Genomic DNA, 20,957 nt, shown 5'->3' on the forward strand with positions numbered 1-20,957 from the left:
ATCGGCTGCTCCATCGGCCCTAGGGGCACCAGTAAATCTCAAGAGGGGAATGCAAAAATGCGCGCACCGGCATGCTCGCCGCCTCGCCCACAGCCAACGCTGCGGCCAGGGTCTTGAGCTTGCCCTGGCCCTGCAGGGCCAGCAGTGGCAAACGTGCAGAAGTCAGTAGCGGCAAGGTCATGCTCAGGCGCTGATGCGGCACGCTGGGCGCCAGCATCGGCAGGCAGCGGCGCGGGCAGTCAGGCTGCAAGGCGTCGTGCAGATGCGGGCTGTTGGGAAACAGCGAAGCGGTATGGCCGTCATCGCCCATGCCCAGCACCAGCACATCGATCGGCGGCAACTCGGCCAAAGCCTGATCGGCTTTTAGCGCCGCTTGCTGCAAGTCGGCAGCCGGCTGATACAGGCCGACAAAACGCGCGGCGGCGGCCGGCCCGCATAACAGGTGGCGACGCAGCAGACCTTCGTTGCTATCAGGGTGGGCGACCGGCACCCAACGTTCGTCCGCCAGGCTGATCACGACCTGCGCCCAGTCCAGTGGCTGCTGCGCCAGTTGCTCGAAAAAGGCGATCGGGCTGCGCCCACCGGACACCACCAGGGTCGCTCGCCCCTGGGTTTCGATCGCCACGCGCAGCGTCTCGGCGACCGCCTGGGCCAGGGCCTTGGCCAGCTGCGCCGGATTGCTCAGGCTGCGAGCCAGCACACCCGTGGGTAAATCGAGATCAGAGATCGCCATACCAGGACCTCCCGTCGCGGGTGATCAGGGCAATCGAGCCCATCGGCCCCCAAGTGCCGGCGGCATAGGGTTTCGGTGCGTCGCCGAGTTGCTTCCAGCCGGCGATCAGCTGATCGCACCACAGCCAGGCGCACTCGATCTCGTCCTTGCGCACGAACAGGTTCTGATTGCCGCGCATCACTTCCAGCAGCAAGCGCTCATAGGCGTCGGGGATGCGCGCGCTGCGGTAGGTATCGGAGAAATTCAACTGCAACGCGTGACTGCGCAACTGCATGCCCTTGTCCAGGCCCTGATCCTTGGTCATCACCTGCAGGGCGATGCCCTCGTCCGGTTGCAGGCGAATGACCAGCTTGTTGCCGATCAACTGGCGCTGCTCCGGGGCGAAGATGTAGTGCGGCGTCTCCTTGAAGTGGATGACGATCTGCGACATTTTTTCCGCCATGCGCTTGCCGGTACGCAGGTAGAAAGGCACCCCGGCCCAGCGCCAGTTGCGGATGTCCGCCCGAATGGCGACGAAGGTTTCGGTATCGCTCTGGGTGTTGGAGTTTTCCTCCTCCAGATAACCCGGTACCGCCTTGCCATCGCTGCTGCCGGCCACGTACTGACCACGCACCACCTGGCGGCTGAGCTGCGCAGCGGTGATCGGCTCCAGCGCCTTGAGCACCTTGACCTTCTCGTCACGGATGCTGTCGGCGGACAGTTCGCTGGGCGGATCCATGGCAATCAGGCAGAGCAGTTGCAGCAGGTGGTTCTGGATCATGTCGCGCAACTGACCGGCCTGATCGAAGTAGCCCCAACGCCCCTCGATGCCGACCTTCTCCGCCACGGTGATTTCCACGTGGGAAATGTGGTTCTGGTTCCACTGGGTCTCGAACAGGCTGTTGGCGAAACGCAGGGCAATCAGGTTCTGCACCGTCTCCTTGCCCAGGTAGTGGTCGATACGGTAGATGCGGGTTTCCGGGAAGTACTGCGCCACCGCGTCGTTGACCGCGCGCGAGGAGAGCAGATCGTGGCCGATGGGTTTTTCCAGCACCACCCGCGCCCGTTCGGCCAGGCCGACCCGCGCCAGGTTGGCGCAGATACCGCCATAGACCGAGGCCGGTGTGGCGAAGTAGGCGATCACTCGTTCGCCCGTTCCGACTTGTTCGGCCAGTGCGTCGTAGTCGTCAGCCTGGAGGAAATCCATGGTCAGGTAACTGAGGCGCGCTTGAAAGCGCTGCAGCACTGCCTCGTCGATCTCGCCGGCCGGCACATAGCGGCGCAGGTGACGGTCGATCGAGGCCAGGTGCTGCTGCGCCTCGCCATTCTCGCGCGCCAAGGCGAAAATCCGCGTATCGGCATGCAACAGCCCGGCGCGGTCGAGCTGGTAGAGTGCCGGGAACAGCTTGCGCAACGCCAGATCACCCAGCGCGCCGAACAAGGCAAAAGTACAGGATTCAACGTTTATCGAAGGCATGATGTTGGTTCTTTTATCAAGTTAAGCTAGAAATACCCTGTCATTCGGATTTTATCAAGGCCATATGTTGTAATAAAAACAACATTTTGCTAAAAAACACTTTCTAGTGGTAGCCCCTTGAACCCATCAGTACGATAGGCCAGCAATTTCAGTGCAGGCTTAGGAAGAAAAAAATGGATCGCGTGCGAAACCTTCTGGAACAGATCCAGGGTCGACTCGACAGCCTGAACAAGGCCGAGCGCAAAGTCGCCGAGGTGATTCTGCGCAACCCGCAGCAAGCCACCCGCCTGAGCATCGCCGCACTGGCGCAAGCCGCCCTGGTCAGCGAACCGACGGTCAACCGCTTCTGCCGTTCGTTCGGCGTCAGTGGCTACCCCGAGCTGAAAATGCAGCTGGCGCAGAGCCTGGCCAGCGGCGCCGCCTACGTCAGCCGCGCAGTGGAAGCCGACGACGCCCCCGAAGCCTATACCCGCAAGATCTTCGGCAGCGCGATCGCCTCGCTGGACAGCGCCTGCCAATCCCTCGACCCGCAACTGGTTAGCCGCGCGGTCGACCTGCTGATCCAGGCCCGGCAGATCCACTTCTTCGGCCTTGGCGCGTCGGCGCCGGTGGCCCTGGATGCCCAGCACAAATTCTTCCGTTTCAACCTGGCGGTATCGGCCCACGCCGATGTCCTGATGCAACGCATGCTGGCCTCGGTGGCGCACACCGGCGACCTGTTTGTGATCATCTCCTACACCGGACGCACCCGCGAACTGGTGGAAGTGGCACGCCTGGCCCGGGAAAACGGTGCCTCGGTGCTCGGCCTGACCGCCGCCGACTCGCCACTGGCCAAGGCCAGTACCCTGAGCCTGAACATCCCGCTACCAGAAGACACCGACATATACATGCCGATGACCTCGCGGATCATCCAGCTCACCGTGCTCGACGTATTGGCCACCGGCATGACCCTGCGCCGCGGCGTGGACTTCCAACCGCACCTGCGCAAGATCAAGGAAAGCCTCAATGCCAGCCGCTATCCGCTGGACGAGGAACCGAGCTGATCCACGGCTGAACAACCTGCAATCCACTGCTATCCCAACCGTGCCTGCAACTCCAGCACGGCCTCCTCGCCCGGCTTGAGGATCAGGCTGTCGGCGCCGCAACTGGCGGCTTCGACACAGACAAAACCCAGCGCCTCGCGCCAGCCGACATCGGTCAAGGGCCGACTGCCGGGATGCCAGACCACACTGTTGGCGCCGCCGCGAGTGTCGACCAGCAGACGCCGCTGCCAGGCCAGATCCTGCACCTGGACGAGCGCGCCGTGGCGAAAAATCCGGTGACAGCCATCCTCGATGCGCAGCTCGCCCTGCTGCCGGCACTCAGCTCGCGCCAGCAAATCCCGGCCTACAGCGCCATCCAGCCCCAGCAGCGCCACCCGCGCGACATCGCTGATGCGCCAATAGGCGTGCAAGGCCTGACTGAGCTGACAGGACTCGCTGTCTTGATGAGAGGTGCGCAGACGCAGCCGCATCTGCTCGCCCAGCTCGGCTTCCAGGGTCACCCGCCAGTCGCACAGCTCCAGCTGCCAGGTCAGGCGCATGCCCTGCTCGTCCACCTCGCTGCCGAGCAAGTGCCAGTCACTCAGCCGCGCCCAGCCGTGGGACGGCCAACCACTCTCGCCGGGATGGCGACCGAACCAGGGCCAGCACACCGGCACCCCACCGCGAATCGCCCCGCCGCGCGGCCAATGACTGGCGCACCACAACCAGGGGCGCTGACCATGTGGCTGGAAATGCAGCAATTGGCCGCCCTGGCGACTGAACACCGCCTGAAAACGTGAATGCTCGATCAGCAGCAACTCACGCTCCTGATGGGTCACCCAGCGCAGGCCTTGCCCGGTGGACGACAGAAACAACCCGGCCAGGGGATGCTCTGCAGCAGCCCCCGGCCGTGTTGTCGCCAGGCCGGACGAACGCCGCGGCTTAGCCGGCAGCATCGACCCGCTCGAAACAGGCGATCACCACCAGTATTCGACCTGCACGCCGAAATTGGAGCCGTGCCGCGCAGTGTCGAAGGCGCCGCTGTCAGACAGGGCCGAGCCCGCCGCCAATTCGCTGGCTGCACGCTGCGCCGCCTGGTTCCAGCTGGCATAGGTGTAGTACAGACGCACTTCCGGACGGGCCCAGAAACCGGGGCCGGTCGGCGACCAGGTTGGCGCCACGGTGAACTTGTTCAGCTTGCGCGTGCCATCGGCGGCCTCGACCTGATCGTGACCGACCTCGCCAACCAGCTTGAACTGGTCGGTGAAGGCATAGCTGGTACGGGCGCCGACCGACAGCCAGTTTTGCTCATCGTCGTTATTCGCGCGCGTGTCCTTCTGGTAGACGAACTGTGCCTGACCACCCCAGCGCGGCGTGGCCTGCCAGTCGAAGAACTCCACCAGCCGATAACGCTTGGCGCTGCTGTCCAGGCCGACATCGCCAGTAGAACCCAGCGCGGTGCCGGGACCGGGGCCGTATTGCAGAGCCAGGGTGTTCTTGCCGCCAAGGCCGAGAAAATCCGTCTGCTTGTGCTGGGCGGTCAGCGACCAGCCGCTGTTGGCGCCTTCGATATGGCGCGGCTTGGCGATATAACTCAAGCCAAACTCCAGCTCGCCGCCCGGATTGGTCTGGAAACCGGCAACGTTGAAATCGTGACGATTGATATATTCCTTCTGGAACACACTGTCCTTGCGCGAAATGGCGTAGCTGTACTTCAGCCCGCCCAGTTCGAAGTCCTCGATACCGGCACCGGTGGCGCTCTGGTTCCAGTAGAAGAAATCGCTGATATGGATGTCGTTACGCTTGTAGTAACGCCGCCCCGCCCACAGCGAGCCGCCATTGAGCGCCGGCACCTTGCTCCACTCGACGAATGCCTGACTCATCCGGGAAAAACCATGTTCACCGGTGAACTCCGGGGTATGGCCATACTCGTTGAACAGTTGCGCCATGCCTTCGACGCTGACCACCGAACCGTCATCCAGGGTCAGCAGATCCTGACGCAGATCCAGCTCCGAGTACTGCTCGCACTCGTTGCCCAGACGGTACTTCGATTGGGCGCCGGGCAACTGGAAGCAGGACTGGCTGCCGCCGTTTTCGCTACTGCCCGCGCCGCTGCGCACATAGCCGCTGAACTCCAGGGCCTGGGCCTGGGGCACTGCCAGGCCGAAAGCCAGCGCGATCAGGTAGGGGGCGCCGCGCGCACCGGTGAGCCGACGGGATACCACAGGGTTAAGACTGATTTTCATAGCTGCTCCTGATTGTTTTTATTGTGTGAAGTGCTGCGGAGAACCGCCGAAGCGACGGATGTTGTGAAACCCAGCGGCGCGCAGGCGCACCGCACTAACCGGCCTTGAATTGGGCGACCTTGCGCTCAAGTGGTTGCGGCTTGCCCGGCAACAGGCGCTCGCCGGTCTTGGCGTCGAACAGCAGCACCTTGCTCGGATCGAACTGCAGCTCCAGGGTTTGCCCCACCTGCGGCGCATCGTCCGGGGCCAGGCGGCAGCAGACCTTGGTCTGGTTGAGCTCGACGAACACCAGGGTGTCCGGCCCGGTGGGTTCGATGACCTCGACCTCGGCTCGAATCGACGACTGATTGCGGCTTTCGGCCGTGGCCAGGAGGATCTGCTCTGGACGAATACCGAGGATCACCTCGCGATTCTCGAACCCCGCCTCCATCGCCCCCAGCGGCAGCTCGCAACGCGCCTGGCCGGAGTCGAGCAGGGCCAGCAACTGACCGTCGCGACGCTGCAAACGCAAGGGGATGAAGTTCATCGGTGGCGAGCCGATAAAGCTCGCCACGAACAGGTTGGCCGGGTCGTTGTAGATCTGCTTGGGGGTGCCGAACTGCTGGATGATGCCGTCCTTCATCACCGCCACCTTGTCGCCCAGGGTCATGGCTTCGATCTGGTCGTGGGTGACGTAGACCGTGGTGGTCTTCAGGCGCTGGTGCATCAGCTTGATCTCGGTGCGCATCTCCACCCGCAGCTTGGCGTCGAGATTCGACAGCGGCTCGTCGAACAGGTAGATTTTTGGCCGCCGCGCCAGCGCCCGGCCCATGGCCACGCGCTGCTGCTGGCCGCCGGATAGCTGGCCGGGCTTGCGCGCCAGCAGGTGCTCGATCTGCAGCAGTTTGGCCACCCGCGCCACTTCCGCCTCGATGTCGGCCGGGGCCATCTTGCGCATCTTCAGGCCGAAGGCGATGTTGCCGTGCACGGTCATGGTCGGGTACAGCGCATAGGACTGAAAGACCATGGCGATGTCACGGTCCTTGGGACCCATGCCGCTGATGTCCTGGCCGTCGACCAGGATGGCGCCGCCACTGATGTCCTCCAGGCCGGCGATGCAGTTCATCAGGGTGGATTTGCCGCAACCGGAAGGACCGACCAGGATCAGGAACTCGCCGGAGTCGATCGAGATCTCGATGTTTTTCAGGGTGTCCGCCAGGCCGCTGCCGTAGGACTTGTTGACGTTACGCAGTTCGAGGGTTGCCATTGTTGTTACCTCAGCCTTTGACGGCGCCGGCAGTCAGCCCGCGCAGGAAATATTTGCCGGCCAGTACGTAGACCACCAGGGTTGGCAGCCCGGCGATCATCGCCGCGGCCATGTCGACGTTGTATTCCTTGGCCCCGGTGCTGGTGTTGACCAGGTTGTTCAGGGCCACGGTGATCGGCTGGGTATCGCCGCTGGCGAACACCACGCCGAACAGGAAGTCGTTCCAGATCTGGGTGAACTGCCAGATCAGGCAGACCATGATGATCGGGGTCGACATGGGCAGCAGGATGCGGCCGAAGATGGTGAAGAAGCCCGCGCCATCCAGGCGCGCCGCCCGTACCAGGGCATCTGGGATGCTCACGTAGTAGTTGCGGAAGAACAGCGTGGTGAAGGCCATGCCGTAGACCACATGGATCAGCACCAGACCGCTGGTGGTGTTGGCCAGGCCGAGCTGGCCGATGGTGAAGGACGCCGGCAGCAGCACCACCTGGAACGGCAGGAAACAGCCGAACAGCAGCAGGCCGAAGAACAGTTGCGAACCGCGGAAACGCCACATGGCCAGTACATAACCGTTCAACGCGCCGATCACGGTGGAGATCAGCACCGCCGGAATGGTGATCTTCACCGAGTTCCAGAAGTAGCCGCCGACCCCGTCCCAGGCCTTCAGCCAGCCGATGGCGGTGAACACCTCGGGCCAGGACAGCAGGTTGCCGGTGCGGATGTCTTCCGGGCTCTTGAAACTGGTCAGCAACATGATGATCAGCGGGATCAGATAGACCGCGCAGGCGGCTAACAGGGTGGCGTAGATCGCCACGCGGCTCAGGCTGAGCGGGGAACGGCTAGTCATGGCGCTTGCCTCGCAGTTCGGAGTACAGGTACGGCACCAGGATCGCCAGCACCGCGCCGAGCATCAGGATCGCACTGGCGGCGCCGAGGCCCATCTGGCCGCGAGTGAAGGTGTGGGCATACATGAACATCGCCGGCAGATCCGAGGAGTAGCCGGGGCCGCCGGCGGTCATCGAGGCGACCAGGTCGAAGCTCTTGATGGCAATGTGCGAGAGGATCATCAGGGCGCTGAAGAACACCGGACCGAGGCTCGGCAGGACGATGCGCAGGTAGATGTTCGGCAGGCTGGCGCCATCGACCTGGGCGGCGCGAATGATCGACTGATCGACCCCGCGCAAACCGGCGAGAAACAGCGCCATGACGAAGCCAGAGGACTGCCAGACTGCCGCGATTACCAGGCAGTAGACCACCCGATCCGGGTCCACCAGCCAGTCGAAACGAAAGCCTTCCCAGCCCCAGTCGCGGAGCATCTTGTCGATCCCCAGGCCGGGATTGAGCAGCCATTTCCAGGCGGTGCCGGTGACGATCATCGACAGCGCCATGGGATAGAGGAAAATGGTGCGGATAAAGCCTTCGCGGCGGATGCGCTGATCCAGCAGCACCGCCAGCAGCACACCGACCACCAGACTGATGCCGATGAACAGGCCGCCGAAGACCAGCAGGTTCTGGCTCGCTACCCACCAGCGGTCGTTACCCCACAAGCGTGCATATTGCTGCAGGCCAACCCAGGAATAGCTGGGCATGAAGCGCGAGCTGGTGAACGACAGCGCAAAGGTCCAGAGGATGTAGCCGTAGAAACCGATCAGGATGATCAGCATGCTCGGCGCCAACACCAGCTTGGGCAGCCAGCGTTGCAGCGCATCGAGCGGTGAGGCCTTGGTAAAAACCGCGATTGAACTCATAAGACTCTCCAGAATGTAGCGATGACGCATGAAACTGCCCCGCAATGCCGGTCACGCGTAGGGCGGATTCAGGAGCGCAGCGAACAATCCGCCCCCTCGACCCATACTGCTGGCGTACTGCGTCACCAGACGCCCTGCGGACCGCGATCCACTGCGAAAAACCTGAATTTCGGCACGACCGATCCCGTGGCGCGCGCCGGAGGGCATGCGCCTGGGATAGGCAGGTCAAACGTGCGGGGTTACCGCCGGCGCACCGGCGGCCGGGACTGACTTACTGCACGGCCTGGATAGCCGCGGCCAACTGCTGGGCAGCCTTCTTCGGATCGGCTTCGGGGTCGTTGAAGAAGTTGGTCACCACGTCGAACACCGCGCCCTGCACATAGCTGGAGGCGGCCATGCCGTGGGCCAGGCTCGGTTGCAGACCGCCGCTGGCGGCGGCTTCCTTGAAGTCGAGCATGGACTGCTGCGCGCAAGCATCGAAGCTGCTCATGTCCATATCCGTACGCACCGGGATCGAGCCCTTGCTCTGGTTGAAGAATTGCTGGAACTCAGGCGCCATGATGGTGCGCGCCAGGTCTTCCTGGGCCTTGCGATTTTCCGCATCGCTCAACTTGAACATCGCCAGGGAGTCGATGTTGTAGGCGAAGCTGCCCTGGGTGCCGGGGAACGGCAGGCACTGATAGTCCTTTCCGGCGACCTTGCCGGCAGCGGTCCACTCGCTCTTGGCCCAGTCACCCATGATCTGCATGCCGGCCTTGCCGTTGATCACCATGGCGGTGGCGCTGTTCCAGTCGCGCCCTGCGGCATTGGCATCGACATAACCGTGGAGTTTTTGCAGGGCGGCGAATACCTCAACCATCTTGGCGCTGGTCAGCACGCTTTCGTCCAGGTCGACGAAGGCCTTGCTGAAGTCCTCGGGACCGAGCACGGCGAAGGCCAGATCCTCGAACACGGTGCTGTCCTGCCAGGGCTGGCCGCCATGGGCCAGGGGCATGAAGCCGGCGGCCTTGAGCTTGTCGGCGGCGACGAAGAATTCGTCGAGGGTAGTCGGCGCAGTGGCGCCGGCTTTGGCAAACACCTCGGGATTGATCCACAACCAGTTGACCCGGTGCACGTTGACCGGGACCGCCACGTAATGGCCGCCGAACTGCATCACCTCGATCACCTGCGGCGGCAGCAATGTATCCCACTGCTGCTGCTTGGCGACATCGTCGAGGTCGGCGAGCAAGCCCAGCTCGCCCCACTCCTGAATGTCCGGCCCCTTGATCTGCGCGGCGGCAGGCGGGTTGCCGGAAACCGCGCGGGTTTTGAGCACGGTCATGGCCGCTTCACCACCACCGCCGGCGACGGCAAAGTCTTTCCAGGTGTGACCCTGGTCTTCGATGAGTTTCTGCAGGGTATCGACGGCGCGCTTTTCGCCACCGGAGGTCCACCAATGCAGGACTTCGACTTCCCCGGCAAGGGCTGTCAGGGGCAGCAGATAAGCGAGGGACACAGCAGTGGCCAGGCGAGAGATCGCATTCATGAGCAGGTTCCTTTCTTGTTGTTATTCACGGGCAAGTCTGGTGCTTGCGCTGGAATCGAGTCTAACCAAGGCCGGGTGTCCGGCGGGTAACGAAGGGATGCGGGAAAGTCACAGACTGGTTACAAAGTACGCACACCGCAGGGTGCGCCCTGCGCCCCCATCATCGCGGCAGACGCAGGGTCACTCGCAGGCCGCCCTCGCGCAGGTTGCACAGGCTCAGTTCGCCGCCGTGGCTGTGGGCGATGTTGCGTGCGATACCCAGGCCCAGGCCGTAACCCTGCTGCTGTCCGGCCAGGCGAAAGTGCGGTTCGAACACCTGCTCCAGGCGCTGCTCGGGCACCCCAGGCCCCTCGTCATCGACGTGCAGGACGAAGGCCTGGCCATCGTCCTCGATATGCAGGTGGGCGTTTTGTCCGTACTTCAGGGCGTTGTCCACCAGGTTACCGATGCAGCGTTTGAGTGCCAGGGGTTTACCGGGATAGGCCGCGCCCGCCTGGCCATCCAGGGTCACCCGACCATTGCCGGCCGGTGCCAGGTACGGCTCGACCACGTAATGGAGCAACTGGTTGATGTCGACCGGCTCGATATTCTCGTGAATGTCGGTGTCCTTGACGCACTGCAGGGCGCCCTTGACCAGCATCTCCAGCTCGTCCAGATCACGGCTGAACTTGGCCTGCACGGCCTCGTCGTCGAGCAGCTCGACACGCAGACGCAGGCGCGTGATGGGCGTGCGCAGGTCATGGGAAATGGCGCTGAACAACTGGCTGCGCTCGCGCAGGTAGCGACCGATACGCTCGCGCATGGCGTTGAACGCACGACTGACCTCGACCACCTCGCTGCCACCGGCCTCGGGCAGCGGCTCGACCTCGCTACCCAGGGACATATCCCGCGCCGCCAGTGCCAGGCGCTTGAGCGGGCGGCTCTGCCAGTGCACCAGTACGCCGATGAACAGCAGCAGAAAACTGCTGGTGAGGATGATGAACCACAGTTGCTGCAGCGGCAGGCCCTGTTGCTCCAGGCCGGCATAGGGCTCGGGCAGCAGCGAGGCGAGGTATAACCACTCCCCCGGAGCGATCTGGATCTGCGTCACCAGTACCGGCGGATTGAGCGGCTCCAGGCTCAAGGCGTAATGCGCCCAGGAACGCGGCAGTTCGTCGAGCTTCAGGGCGCTATTGAAGATGCGCAAATCGTCTGGACTGACAAACTGCACCAGCAGGTCCAGATCCTTGCCCAGGCGCTCGCGCAGGCTGGCATCGACCGCATCGAGCACCGCGCGCTTGCGCGGGGTTTCCGGCAGCACCTGCATACTCAGGGGCTTGTCGTTGAGCGAGACGAAGAAACGCGTGCCACCCATATTGCGCAGTTGGTCGAGGACCAGGGGCCGGTAGCCCAGGGGCAAGGAGCGGAAATAGCTGACGCTGGCGGCCATTGACTGCGCCAGGCTGCGCGAGCTGGCAAGCAAGCCTTCCATCTGACTGGCGCGCAACTGCGAAACCCAGATCAGGCTCGACAGCGCCTGGGCCAGCAACACCACCAGCAGGGTCAGCAGCAACATGCGCCCGAGCAGCGAGCGCGGCACCGGCAGCAGCTTGCGCAGGCTAAACATGGTTATGGGGGGTGACCGCCGCGGCCAACTGGTAACCGCTGCCGCGCACGGTGCGGATCAGTCGTGCCGGCTTGCCGGTATCGCGCAGGCGCTGGCGCAAGCGGCTGACCGCCATGTCGACGATACGCTCCAGCGGCATCACCTCGCGGCCGCGGGTGGCATTGCCGATGGTATCGCGGTCGAGGATCTGTTGCGGGTGATCGAGAAACAGCTTGAGCAGGGCGAAGTCGGCGCCGGAGAGGATCACCTCCTCGCCGTCTTCATGGAACAGCCGGTGGCTGACCATGTCCAGACGCCACTCATCGAACGCCAGCACCTCGCTGCCGCGCTCCTGGGTGAAATGCGCACGGCGCAGTAGCGCCTTGATCCGCGCCAGCAACTCGCGCGGGCTGAACGGCTTGCCCAGGTAATCGTCGGCGCCCAACTCCAGACCAATGACCCGGTCGGTCTCATCGGAACTGGCGGTGAGCATGATGATCGGCACCTGGGCAAAACGCTGATGCTCGCGCACCCAGCGGCACAGGCTGAAACCATCCTCGTCGGGCAGCATCACATCGAGAATTACCAGATCCGCCGACTCGGCACACAGGGCCTGGCGAAAGCCGGCACCATCGCCGACGGTGCGCACCTGAAAGCCGGCACGGCTCAGGTAGGTGTGCAGCAGTTCGCGAATTTCCTGGTCGTCGTCGACCAGCAGAATCGATTTTCCGGGCTGGCTCATGGTCCGCCGTCCTTATTCTTGTTGGGGTAACGCGCTTGAGACCCTTAGGGTGCGCCGCGCGCGCCAGCAGGGCGCACCCTACACAGAAGCCTGCTGCAAGGCTACGCCCGCGCCCATCAAGCCCGGGTACTCGGCCGTCACCAACCACACCGGGATACCGTCGAAGTAATCGCTCATGCGGCCCTTGTCGCGCAGACAGCGGGCGAAGCCGCTGGCCAGGAAAAAATCGGCAAAGCGCGGCACCACACCACCGGCAATATACACCCCGCCGCGCGCACCCAGGCTCAGCACGTTGTTGCCGGCGGCGCGACCGAGCCAGCAGCAGAACTGCTCCAGCACTGCGACGGCCACGGCATCGCCAGCCAGCGCCGCCGCCGTCACCTCGGCCGGCGAGTGCAAGCGCACTGCATGGCCATCCAGCGCGCAGATGACGCGATAGAGCAGCAACAAGCCGCTGCCGCTGAGCACATCCTCGGCGCGAACATGACCGAGCTGGCGGTAGAGTTGCTGCCACAGCTCCGCCTCGCGCGGAGTGCCAATCGGCAGGTCGACATGCCCGCCCTCGCCGGGCAAGGCCCGCCAGCTGCCGTCAGCCAGGGCCAGCAGGGTACCGACGCCCAGACCAGTGCCCGGACCGATCACCACTACCGGACGATCCGACTCGGCCACGCCGGGACAGACCTGCAGCCGCTCGTCATCACCCAGGCGGGTGATGCCCAGGGCCATGGCGGTAAAGTCGTTGACCAGCAGCAACTCGCGCACCTGCAGCTCGCGGCAGAAGGCCGAGCGACTGATGCGCCACTGGTTGTTGGTGAAGCGGAACAGGTCGCCGTTGACCGGGCCGGCGCAGGCCAGGCACACCGAATCGACCGCGCCAAGCGCTAGGCCGAGTTCGCCCAGGTAGGCGCGGATCGCCTGTTCCGGGCCCGGATAGTCGGCGGTGGCCAGCACCCGCACCGACTCCAGTTGCTCGTCGCGCCACAGGGCGAAGCGCGCGTTGGTGCCGCCAATATCACCGACCAGGGCCAGTTTCACTTCAGCGACTCCAGGCTAGTGGTGAAGGCGCAGGCGCCCTGCTCTGCCGAGCTGAAGGACTGACGCATGAAGGCGAACAGCTCGCGGCCGCAGCCCACGGCATTGTCCAGGGTGCCGACCGCCGGCTCGCGCGCCGCCAGTTCGGCGGCATCGACCAGCAGCTGCAATTCGCCGGTGTGACCGTCGAGCCGAATCATGTCACCGTCGCGCACCAGCGCCAGCGGCCCGCCACCGTATGCCTCGGGACAGACATGGATGGCCGCCGGGATCTTGCCCGAGGCGCCGGACATGCGCCCGTCGGTAACCAGCGCCACCTTGAAGCCGCGATCCTGCAGCACGCCGAGGAACGGAGTCATCTTGTGCAGTTCCGGCATGCCGTTGCTGCGCGGGCCCTGAAAGCGCATCACCGCGACGAAGTCACGCTCCAGCTCGCCGGACTTGAAGGCATCGGCCAGCTCCTGCTGATCCTCGAACACCAACGCCGGGGCCTCGACCAACTGGTGCTCCAGGGCCACGGCGGAGACCTTCATCACCCCGCGACCGAGATTGCCCTGCATCAGGCGCAGACCGCCTTCGGCGGAGAAGGGATTAGCCACCGGGCGCAGCACGTTTTCGTCGTGGCTCTTGCTCGGGCCGTCGCGCCAGACCAGCTGGCCGTTGTCGAGGAAGGGCTCGCGGGTGTATCGACTCAGGCCGTGACCGGCCACGGTGTTGACGTTTTCATGCAGCAGCCCGGCATCCAGCAGCTCGCGGATCAGGAAGGCCATGCCGCCGGCGGCCTGGAAATGGTTGATATCGTCCTTGCCGTTGGGATAGACGTGGGCCAGGGTCGGCGTCACCGCCGAGAGGTCGGCCATGTCCTGCCAGGTCAACTGAATCCCCGCGGCCTGGGCGATGGCCGGCATATGCAGGGTGTGGTTGGTCGAACCGCCGGTGGCACTCAGGGCGACGATGGAATTGACCAGGCAGCGCTCGTCGACGATCTCGCCGAGCGGCATGAATTGCCCGCTCTGCTTGGTCAGGCGAGTCACCTGCTGCGCCGCCTCGCGGGTCAGGGCATCGCGCAGCGGCGTGTTGGGATTGATAAAGGAGGCGCCCGGCAGATGCAGGCCCATCACTTCCATGAGCAACTGATTGGTGTTGGCGGTGCCATAGAAGGTGCAGGTGCCGGGGCTGTGGTAGGCGGCCATCTCGGCGGCCAGCAGCTCGTCGCGCGTCGCCTTGCCCTCAGCATAGCGCTGGCGCACGTCGGCCTTATCCTTGTTCGACAGCCCGGACGGCATGGGACCTGCCGGCACGAACAGGCTCGGCAGATGACCGAAACGCAGGGCGCCCATCATCAGGCCGGGCACGATCTTGTCGCAAATCCCCAGGTACAGCGCGGCGTCGAACATGTTGTGCGACAACGCCACGGCGGTGGCCATGGCGATCACCTCGCGGCTGGCGATGCCCAGCTCCATACCCGGCTCGCCCTGGGTCACGCCATCGCACATGGCCGGCACGCCGCCGGCGAATTGGCCGACCGAACCGATTTCGCGCAGGGCCTGCTTGATCCGCTCGGGATAGTTCTCATAGGGCTGGTGGGCCGAGAGCATGTCGTTGTAAGCCGAAATGATCGCCACGTTAGCCGCATTCATCAGGCGCAGGGTCTGCTTGTCTTCGCTGCCGCAGCCGGCCACACCATGGGCGAAATTGGCGCATTGCAGCTTGCCGCGCTGCGGGCCTTCGCTGGCCGCCGCGCGAATCATCGCCAAATAGGGCTCGCGCGTGGCGCGGCTGCGGGCGATCAGGCGGTCGGTTACCTCAAGTACGCGGGGATGCATGTGGTTGACTCCAGGCTGGCGAATAGCGATATTTTGTACTTAATACAAAAATACTGCCACTTAAAACACTTGATTTCTATACTTACGGGCATAATCTTGTAATTCCAACAACAAAATCAGACCAGGGCCTCATCCATGACTATCCGCATCGCAATCAACGGTTTTGGCCGCATCGGCCGCAACGTGCTCCGCGCCCTCTACAGCCAAGACTACCGCCAACAGCTGCAGGTCGTGGCCATCAATGACCTCGGCGACAGCGCGATGAATGCCCACCTGCTCAAATACGACAGCGTGCACGGGATCTTCGACGGCAGCGTCGACAGCGACAACGAAAGCCTCACGGTCAACGGTGATCGTATCGCCGTCAGCGCCATTCGCAACCCGGCCGACCTGCCGTGGCAGGCGCACAAGGTCGATGTGGTCTTCGAATGCACCGGCCTGTTCACCGAGCGTGACAAGGCTGCCGCCCACCTCGCCGCCGGCGCACGCAAGGTAATCATCTCGGCACCGGCCAAGGGCGCCGACGCCACCATCGTCTTTGGCGTCAATCACGACATTCTGCGCCAGTCGATGCAGATAATCTCCAACGCCTCGTGCACCACCAACTGCCTGGCCCCGGTGGTCCAAGTGCTGCAACGCGAGCTGGGTATCGAACACGGCCTGATGACCACCATCCACGCCTACACCAACGACCAGAACCTGTCCGACGTCTACCACAGCGACCCCTACCGCGCACGCTCGGCCACCCAGTCGATGATCCCGACCAAGACCGGCGCCGCCGAAGCGGTCGGCCTGGTACTGCCGGAACTGGCCGGCAAGCTGACCGGCATGGCCGTGCGAGTGCCGGTGATCAACGTCTCGCTGGTCGACCTGACCCTGCAGGTCAAGCGCGAAACCAGCAGCGATGAGATCAACGCCCTGCTCCAGGCCGCCAGCCAGCACTCGCCGGTGCTCGGCTACAACAGCCTGCCGCTGGTCTCCTGCGACTTCAACCACAATCCGCTGTCATCGATCTTCGACGCCAACCACACCAAGGTCAGCGGCAGGCTGGTGAAAGTCATGGCCTGGTACGACAACGAATGGGGGTTTTCCAACCGCATGCTCGATACCTGCCTGGCCCTGTGCGAAGCGCCCTGAAACTACTGCGCCGACGCGCTGGCGGGCATGACGCTCCACCCATCCACCATCGCGATTGGCGGATGAAAAAGGCGTCATCCACCCTACGGTGTCGCAGCCCCCGCACATGAACCTAGGATCTACCCAGCCAACTCCGGGAATCGCCCCATGAGCCGTATCAGCTTCACCACTGCCACCCTGCCGGCGCGCAAGCGCATCGCCCTGGTCGCTCACGACCACTGCAAGGAGTTCCTCCTCGACTGGAGCGAGCGCCAGCGCGACAAACTGGCCAGGCACCACTTGCTGGCCACCGGCACTACCGGCCTGCTGCTCGGCCGGCGCCTGGACCTGCCGATCGAAAGCATGCTCAGCGGCCCGTTGGGCGGCGACCAGCAACTGGGCGCGCGCATCGCCGAGCAGCGCGTGGACATGCTGGTGTTCTTCTGGGACCCCTTCGAGCAGCAGCCCCACGACCCGGACATCAAGGCCCTGCTGCGGGTCGCGGCGGTGTGGAATATCCCGGTGGCCTGCACCGAGAGCAGCGCCGACTACATGCTCAGCAGCGCGCTGCTGGATCAGGCCCACGACTACCGGATCCCCGACTACAGCACCTACCTCGCCGCCCGCAGTTAACCGGCACAGGCCACCGAGCCACCCTCAATACAGCTCCCCCAATGCCGCGCGCACCGCGCGGCGGCGCCAGGGTCGGCGCCCTTGGCCTCACCCGCACCGCTCAAGCCCCTCCCGAAAATCTTGCCACGCCCCAGCCGATCCAACGCCAGAGGGCGTAATTGTTCGAGCGTGCCTGTAACAAAACCACAGTCGCCGCGTCTCTAGAAGTAAGAACGGCAAGCGTGGCCACGACCCAACACCCGCGGTTGCATAGCGTTCCAGACGATCACCCATGCATCACCTCAATCGCTAAAACGGAGCTACCCAGATGAACACCACCGCCTCCCATACCGTTGTTTCGGCCGCCGCGCTCGCCCTTGCCCTGGGTGCCGCCTTGGCGATTTCCAGCGCGCCTCTCACCGCCCAGGCGGCGGACAACGAAAAGTGCTTCGGTGTGGCCATGAAGGGCAAGAACGATTGCGCCGCCGGCCCCGGTACCACCTGTGCCGGCACCGCCAAGGTCGACTACCAGGGCAACGCCTGGAAATTTGTGCCCAAGGGCACCTGCGAGCAGACCGCCTCGCCAGCCTCGCCGACCGGTTTCGGCCAGCTCGAAGCCTTCAAGGCAGTGAAGAAGTCCTGATCGAGGCTGCAACAACGCTCGCCTGTTGCGACCGTCTCCAGGCGCCTTACCGCGAATGCCTGGAGTCGGTCTCGCCAGGGCGTGCGCCATGTTCACAACCGCTGAGCCCCTGCAGGAGCGCCGATGATGACCGTCTCGCCAGCCCAGCCTAGCCACAACGCTGCCGCGCTCTGCCCGCAGCTGCCCTGCCGGGCCGGTATCGGCCTGAAATCGCAGCATTACCAGCAGATCCTCGACACAAGCCCGGCAGTCGGCTTCTTCGAGGTGCATGCCGAGAACTACCTGGTGGCGGGCGGGCCTTTTCATCATTACCTGGGCCTGATTCGCGAGCGCTACCCGCTGTCGATTCACGGCGTCGGCTTGTCGATCGGGGCCGAACAAGCGCTCGACCGCGAGCACCTCGAGCGCCTGGCCACGCTGCTCGAGCGCTACCAGCCGCAGGCCTTTTCCGAACACCTGGCCTGGTCGAGCCATGGCGATGTATTTCTCAATGACCTGCTACCGCTTGCCTACGACGCCGCGACCCTGACCCGGGTCTGCGAGCATATCGATCAGGTGCAAAACCGCTTGCAGCGCCAGCTACTGCTGGAAAATCCGGCGACCTATGTCGAATTTTCCAACTCGAGCATGGACGAAGCCACGTTTATCGGCGAAGTCGTGCGCCGCACCGGTTGCGGCCTGCTGCTGGACGTCAACAATGCCTACGTGTCCAGCATCAACCACCACTGGGACGTGCAGGCCTACCTGCGCGCCCTGCCGCTGCAGGCGGTCGGCGAAATCCATCTCGCCGGCTTCGCCGAAGACCGCGACGCGGCAGGCGATCGCCTGCTGATCGACACGCATGGCGCGCCTGTCGACGACGCCGTGTGGCGACTGTACACGGAGGTCCTGCAGCTGATCGGGCCAACCCCGACCCTGCTCGAGCGGGACAATGCCATCCCGCCCCTAGAGGTATGGGTGCAGGAAGCGCAGCGTGCGCAGACCCTGCTCGAAGCGACTCGCCCGACTCGCCGGCAGGCCTTGGCATGAACGCCCAGGAAGATTTTGTCGCCGCCCTGCTCGATCCCGAGCGCGCTTGCCCGGCGCAGCTGACGGCCTGGAACGGTTCGGACCCGGCGGTACGCTTCGCCGTCTACCGCAACAACGTCCTGAGCTCGCTGATCGACGCCCTGGCCGCCAGTTTTCCGGTGGTGCAGCAATTGCTCGGCGAGGAGTTCTTCCGCGCCATGGCGGCCGTCTACGCGCGCCACTCGCCGCCGCGCACGCGCATCCTGGCCGACTATGGCGCCGACCTCCCCGCGTTCATCGAGGCGTTTGCCCCCGCCAGCAGCCTGCCGTACCTGGCGGACGTCGCGCGCCTTGAACGGCTGCGCATCCGCGCCTACCACGCGGCCGACGCAGCGCCCCTGGCAGCGGATGCGCTGACCAAGGCACTGGCCTCGCCGGACCGCCTCGCCAGCTTGCTGCTCCGGCTGCATCCCTCGTTCGGCCTGCTCGAATCAGCCTTCGCGGTGGTCTCACTGTGGGCCGCCCACCAAGGTGCGCTGACGCTTGCCGAGGTAGACCCCTACCAGGCGCAGTGCGCCCTGGTGCTGCGCAACGGCCTGGAGGTTGAAGTGTTCGGCATCCGCCCGGGCGACGCCCTGTTCCTGCAAACGCTGCAACAGGGGTTGCCCCTGGGCCACGCGGCGCAGCGCGCCCTCGCCCTCGACAGCGCTTTCGACCTCGGCACTTGCCTGGCCCACCTGCTGCGCGCAGGTGCAATTACCCACTGCGCTTATGACCCCCAAAGGCCACTGCCATGACCCATCACGCCCTGACTCGCCCCAATGCCCCGGTTCGTCTGATCGCCCGCGCGATCGAGCTGTGCAAGCTGATCCCCTACAGCCTGGTCGCCTTCCTCGCCCGCTTCTCGATTGCCGCGACCTTCTGGAAATCCGGACAGACCAAGATCGAAGGCCTGGCCATCGATCTCATCGAAGGCACTTTCGAATTCGGCCTGCCGCGACTCTCCGCCTCGGCCGTCCCGTTGTTCGAGGAAGAATACCGGCTGCCGCTGCTGCCGGCGGAACTGGCGGCGCAACTGGCCGCCTTCAGCGAGCACCTGTTTCCGCTATTGATCCTGCTTGGCCTGGCCAGCCGTTTCTCCGCCCTGGCGCTGTTCGGCATGACCCTGGTCATCCAGCTGTTCGTCTACCCGGATGCCTACCCGACCCATGGCGTGTGGGCGGCCGTGCTGCTGATGCTCGTGGCCAAGGGCCCGGGGATACTGGCCATCGACCACCTGATTGCCCGGCGCTATGGCGACCTCGGCTAATCCGCCTGGCCGTCCAACTGGCCCGTCAGGTAATCGAGAAAACAGGTGATGCGCGAAGCCAGTGCGGTATTGCGGTAGTAGACCGCATGAATCGGCTGACGCACCTCGACCGTGTGCTGCGCCAGGATCTGCACCAGCTCGCCACGGGCGCGGTCGGCGCGGGTCATGAAGTCGGCCAGGCAGACGATACCGGCATCGGCCAGGGCCAACTGGCGCAGGGTTTCGCCACTGGAAGCGGACAGGTCGGGGCTGATCGCCAGGGTATCGCCAAGCGGATGGCGCAGCGGCCACTGGTTGAGGCTGTCCGGCTGGGTAAAGCCGAGCAGGCTGTGGTCGCGCAACGCCTCGACACTGTGCGGCGCGCCCCGAGCCTCGAGGTAAGCCGGGCTGGCGAGGATGCGCAAACGATTGCTGCCCAACGGGCGGGCATGCAGGGTCGAGTCGCGCAGCGCGCCGATGCGGATGGCCACATCGGTACGCTGCTCGAGCAGATCGATGATCTGGTCGCTGCTGTGCAACTCCAGCTGGATCTGCGGGTACTGCGCGCGGAAGCCCGCGATCAGCGGCACCACCACATGCAGCATGAACGGCGCGGCGGCATTCACCCGCAAACGCCCGGCGGGTTTCTGCCGGCGTACTTTCATCTGCTCTTCGGCACTCTCGACCGCATCGAGGATCTTGCGCGCCTGGGCGAGAAAGGCCTGGCCTTCCTCGGTCAGCTGCAGACGGCGAGTGGTGCGGCGTAACAGGGTGACCTCCAGCTTCTGTTCCAGCCGGCTGAGGGCACGACTTACGCCGGACGCGGTCTGCGTCAGGTGCTCGGCCGCCGCGCTTATAGAGCCGCTGTCCACCACGCTGACAAAGGCCAGCAACTCATCGAGGGTCGTTTTCATTCGTGCATATTAGTCAACTAACTCGTGCTAACAACCCTATTTGTCCGCATGAGTAGCAGGGCGACAGCGCGCACCTCACCGCGTCCCCTGGAGCTCCTGCCCAACCCATTGCCCATCTGGCACCTGCACTCAGCGCCTTCGCCATCGGCCCCACTGAGCCCACTATCGCCGGCCTACTGATCAACCACTACGCTCTCTTCGCAGCCACTGGCGCA

Annotated in this window: 20 protein-coding genes; 7 read left to right on the plus strand and 13 right to left on the minus strand. The window is 64.4% G+C overall.

The genetic code is table 11. The features are described from left to right. Positions 1-19: 19 nt before the first annotated feature. On the minus strand, positions 20-733 hold the full coding sequence (gene pgl / locus LJY18_RS15765; RefSeq protein WP_238042753.1) for a 6-phosphogluconolactonase: 714 nt from the start codon (positions 731-733) through the stop codon (positions 20-22). Next, a complete protein-coding gene (zwf, locus tag LJY18_RS15770) occupies positions 720-2,189 on the minus strand; it encodes a glucose-6-phosphate dehydrogenase (protein ID WP_238042754.1) in 1,470 nt (489 codons plus the stop codon). Before zwf ends, pgl begins: the two co-directional genes overlap by 14 nt. Before the next feature lie 182 nt (positions 2,190-2,371). On the opposite strand from zwf, the gene LJY18_RS15775 reads away from it, so the two are divergent. Beyond that, the gene (locus tag LJY18_RS15775) at positions 2,372-3,232 is read left to right on the plus strand and encodes a MurR/RpiR family transcriptional regulator (protein ID WP_238043046.1); all 861 of its coding nucleotides are present in this window, start codon (positions 2,372-2,374) and stop codon (positions 3,230-3,232) included. A gap of 29 nt (positions 3,233-3,261) precedes the next feature. On the opposite strand, the gene LJY18_RS15780 is transcribed toward LJY18_RS15775, so the two are convergent. The 10 genes from LJY18_RS15780 to edd all read right to left on the minus strand — a co-directional run bounded on the left by LJY18_RS15780 (position 3,262) and on the right by edd (position 15,161). Then, positions 3,262-4,167 carry a D-hexose-6-phosphate mutarotase gene (locus LJY18_RS15780; protein WP_238042755.1) on the minus strand — a complete coding sequence of 302 codons (906 nt, stop codon included), beginning with the start codon at positions 4,165-4,167 and terminating at the stop codon, positions 3,262-3,264. 21 nt (positions 4,168-4,188) lie between these two features. After that, the gene (locus LJY18_RS15785) at positions 4,189-5,457 is read right to left on the minus strand and encodes a maltoporin (RefSeq protein WP_238042756.1); all 1,269 of its coding nucleotides are present in this window, start codon (positions 5,455-5,457) and stop codon (positions 4,189-4,191) included. Between the two features lie 94 nt (positions 5,458-5,551). Then, positions 5,552-6,703, minus strand: a complete 1,152-nt coding sequence (locus LJY18_RS15790; RefSeq protein WP_238042757.1) for an ABC transporter ATP-binding protein — start codon at positions 6,701-6,703, stop codon at positions 5,552-5,554. 10 nt (positions 6,704-6,713) lie between these two features. Then, positions 6,714-7,550, minus strand: a complete 837-nt coding sequence (locus tag LJY18_RS15795; RefSeq protein WP_238042758.1) for a carbohydrate ABC transporter permease — start codon at positions 7,548-7,550, stop codon at positions 6,714-6,716. Then, positions 7,543-8,451, minus strand: coding sequence for a carbohydrate ABC transporter permease (locus LJY18_RS15800; protein ID WP_238042759.1), 909 nt, complete (start codon positions 8,449-8,451; stop codon positions 7,543-7,545). The genes LJY18_RS15795 and LJY18_RS15800 overlap by 8 nt, the downstream gene beginning before the upstream one ends. A gap of 271 nt (positions 8,452-8,722) precedes the next feature. Next, entirely contained in the window at positions 8,723-9,976 is a 1,254-nt protein-coding gene (locus LJY18_RS15805; protein WP_238042760.1) for an ABC transporter substrate-binding protein, read from the minus strand. 160 nt (positions 9,977-10,136) lie between these two features. Next, complete coding sequence (locus tag LJY18_RS15810; RefSeq protein WP_269137850.1) at positions 10,137-11,582, minus strand: ATP-binding protein; 1,446 nt, start codon at positions 11,580-11,582, stop codon at positions 10,137-10,139. Next, the gene (locus LJY18_RS15815) at positions 11,575-12,303 is read right to left on the minus strand and encodes a response regulator (protein WP_238042761.1); all 729 of its coding nucleotides are present in this window, start codon (positions 12,301-12,303) and stop codon (positions 11,575-11,577) included. Before LJY18_RS15815 ends, LJY18_RS15810 begins: the two co-directional genes overlap by 8 nt. 78 nt (positions 12,304-12,381) lie before the next feature. Continuing rightward, a complete protein-coding gene (locus LJY18_RS15820; protein ID WP_238042762.1) occupies positions 12,382-13,338 on the minus strand; it encodes a glucokinase in 957 nt (318 codons plus the stop codon). Further along, on the minus strand, positions 13,335-15,161 hold the full coding sequence (gene edd / locus LJY18_RS15825) for a phosphogluconate dehydratase (protein WP_238042763.1): 1,827 nt from the start codon (positions 15,159-15,161) through the stop codon (positions 13,335-13,337). Before edd ends, LJY18_RS15820 begins: the two co-directional genes overlap by 4 nt. Before the next feature lie 135 nt (positions 15,162-15,296). Here edd and gap point away from each other — a divergent pair, with 135 nt between their 5' ends. The 6 genes from gap (at position 15,297) to LJY18_RS15855 (ending at position 19,849) form a co-directional block, all read left to right on the plus strand. Next, positions 15,297-16,298 (plus strand): type I glyceraldehyde-3-phosphate dehydrogenase, encoded by a 1,002-nt coding sequence (gene gap, locus LJY18_RS15830; protein ID WP_238042764.1) that lies wholly within the window; start codon positions 15,297-15,299, stop codon positions 16,296-16,298. Between the two features lie 147 nt (positions 16,299-16,445). Next, positions 16,446-16,910, plus strand: coding sequence for a methylglyoxal synthase (locus tag LJY18_RS15835; RefSeq protein ID WP_238042765.1), 465 nt, complete (start codon positions 16,446-16,448; stop codon positions 16,908-16,910). 307 nt (positions 16,911-17,217) lie between these two features. Next, positions 17,218-17,532 carry a BufA1 family periplasmic bufferin-type metallophore gene (locus LJY18_RS15840; protein ID WP_238042766.1) on the plus strand — a complete coding sequence of 105 codons (315 nt, stop codon included), beginning with the start codon at positions 17,218-17,220 and terminating at the stop codon, positions 17,530-17,532. A 123-nt stretch (positions 17,533-17,655) separates the two neighbouring features. Further along, positions 17,656-18,561 carry an MNIO family bufferin maturase gene (gene bufB / locus LJY18_RS15845; protein WP_238042767.1) on the plus strand — a complete coding sequence of 302 codons (906 nt, stop codon included), beginning with the start codon at positions 17,656-17,658 and terminating at the stop codon, positions 18,559-18,561. Then, a complete protein-coding gene (locus LJY18_RS15850; RefSeq protein ID WP_238042768.1) occupies positions 18,558-19,337 on the plus strand; it encodes an HvfC/BufC N-terminal domain-containing protein in 780 nt (259 codons plus the stop codon). Before bufB ends, LJY18_RS15850 begins: the two co-directional genes overlap by 4 nt. Beyond that, a complete protein-coding gene (locus LJY18_RS15855) occupies positions 19,334-19,849 on the plus strand; it encodes a DoxX family protein (RefSeq protein WP_238042769.1) in 516 nt (171 codons plus the stop codon). Before LJY18_RS15850 ends, LJY18_RS15855 begins: the two co-directional genes overlap by 4 nt. Here LJY18_RS15855 and LJY18_RS15860 read toward each other — a convergent pair. Further along, entirely contained in the window at positions 19,846-20,742 is an 897-nt protein-coding gene (locus tag LJY18_RS15860; RefSeq protein ID WP_238042770.1) for a LysR substrate-binding domain-containing protein, read from the minus strand. The genes LJY18_RS15855 and LJY18_RS15860 overlap by 4 nt on opposite strands. Between the last annotated feature and the right edge of the window lie 215 nt (positions 20,743-20,957).

Source organism: Pseudomonas sp. MMS21 TM103, from assembly GCF_022132145.1.
In the GTDB taxonomy this organism is placed as follows: Bacteria; Pseudomonadota; Gammaproteobacteria; order Pseudomonadales; family Pseudomonadaceae; genus Aquipseudomonas.

What these genes read in the sequence shown, in the direction of transcription:
- pgl (WP_238042753.1), bottom strand. Translation starts at nt 733, where the DNA reads ATGGCGATCTCTGATCTCGATTTACCCACGGGTGTGCTGGCTCGCAGC.
- zwf (WP_238042754.1), bottom strand. Translation starts at nt 2,189, where the DNA reads ATGCCTTCGATAAACGTTGAATCCTGTACTTTTGCCTTGTTCGGCGCG.
- LJY18_RS15780 (WP_238042755.1), bottom strand. Translation starts at nt 4,167, where the DNA reads ATGCTGCCGGCTAAGCCGCGGCGTTCGTCCGGCCTGGCGACAACACGG.
- LJY18_RS15785 (WP_238042756.1), bottom strand. Translation starts at nt 5,457, where the DNA reads ATGAAAATCAGTCTTAACCCTGTGGTATCCCGTCGGCTCACCGGTGCG.
- LJY18_RS15790 (WP_238042757.1), bottom strand. Translation starts at nt 6,703, where the DNA reads ATGGCAACCCTCGAACTGCGTAACGTCAACAAGTCCTACGGCAGCGGC.
- LJY18_RS15795 (WP_238042758.1), bottom strand. Translation starts at nt 7,550, where the DNA reads ATGACTAGCCGTTCCCCGCTCAGCCTGAGCCGCGTGGCGATCTACGCC.
- LJY18_RS15800 (WP_238042759.1), bottom strand. Translation starts at nt 8,451, where the DNA reads ATGAGTTCAATCGCGGTTTTTACCAAGGCCTCACCGCTCGATGCGCTG.
- LJY18_RS15805 (WP_238042760.1), bottom strand. Translation starts at nt 9,976, where the DNA reads ATGAATGCGATCTCTCGCCTGGCCACTGCTGTGTCCCTCGCTTATCTG.
- LJY18_RS15810 (WP_269137850.1), bottom strand. Translation starts at nt 11,582, where the DNA reads ATGTTTAGCCTGCGCAAGCTGCTGCCGGTGCCGCGCTCGCTGCTCGGG.
- LJY18_RS15815 (WP_238042761.1), bottom strand. Translation starts at nt 12,303, where the DNA reads ATGAGCCAGCCCGGAAAATCGATTCTGCTGGTCGACGACGACCAGGAA.
- edd (WP_238042763.1), bottom strand. Translation starts at nt 15,161, where the DNA reads ATGCATCCCCGCGTACTTGAGGTAACCGACCGCCTGATCGCCCGCAGC.
- gap (WP_238042764.1), top strand. Translation starts at nt 15,297, where the DNA reads ATGACTATCCGCATCGCAATCAACGGTTTTGGCCGCATCGGCCGCAAC.
- LJY18_RS15835 (WP_238042765.1), top strand. Translation starts at nt 16,446, where the DNA reads ATGAGCCGTATCAGCTTCACCACTGCCACCCTGCCGGCGCGCAAGCGC.
- LJY18_RS15840 (WP_238042766.1), top strand. Translation starts at nt 17,218, where the DNA reads ATGAACACCACCGCCTCCCATACCGTTGTTTCGGCCGCCGCGCTCGCC.
- bufB (WP_238042767.1), top strand. Translation starts at nt 17,656, where the DNA reads ATGATGACCGTCTCGCCAGCCCAGCCTAGCCACAACGCTGCCGCGCTC.
- LJY18_RS15850 (WP_238042768.1), top strand. Translation starts at nt 18,558, where the DNA reads ATGAACGCCCAGGAAGATTTTGTCGCCGCCCTGCTCGATCCCGAGCGC.
- LJY18_RS15855 (WP_238042769.1), top strand. Translation starts at nt 19,334, where the DNA reads ATGACCCATCACGCCCTGACTCGCCCCAATGCCCCGGTTCGTCTGATC.
- LJY18_RS15860 (WP_238042770.1), bottom strand. Translation starts at nt 20,742, where the DNA reads ATGAAAACGACCCTCGATGAGTTGCTGGCCTTTGTCAGCGTGGTGGAC.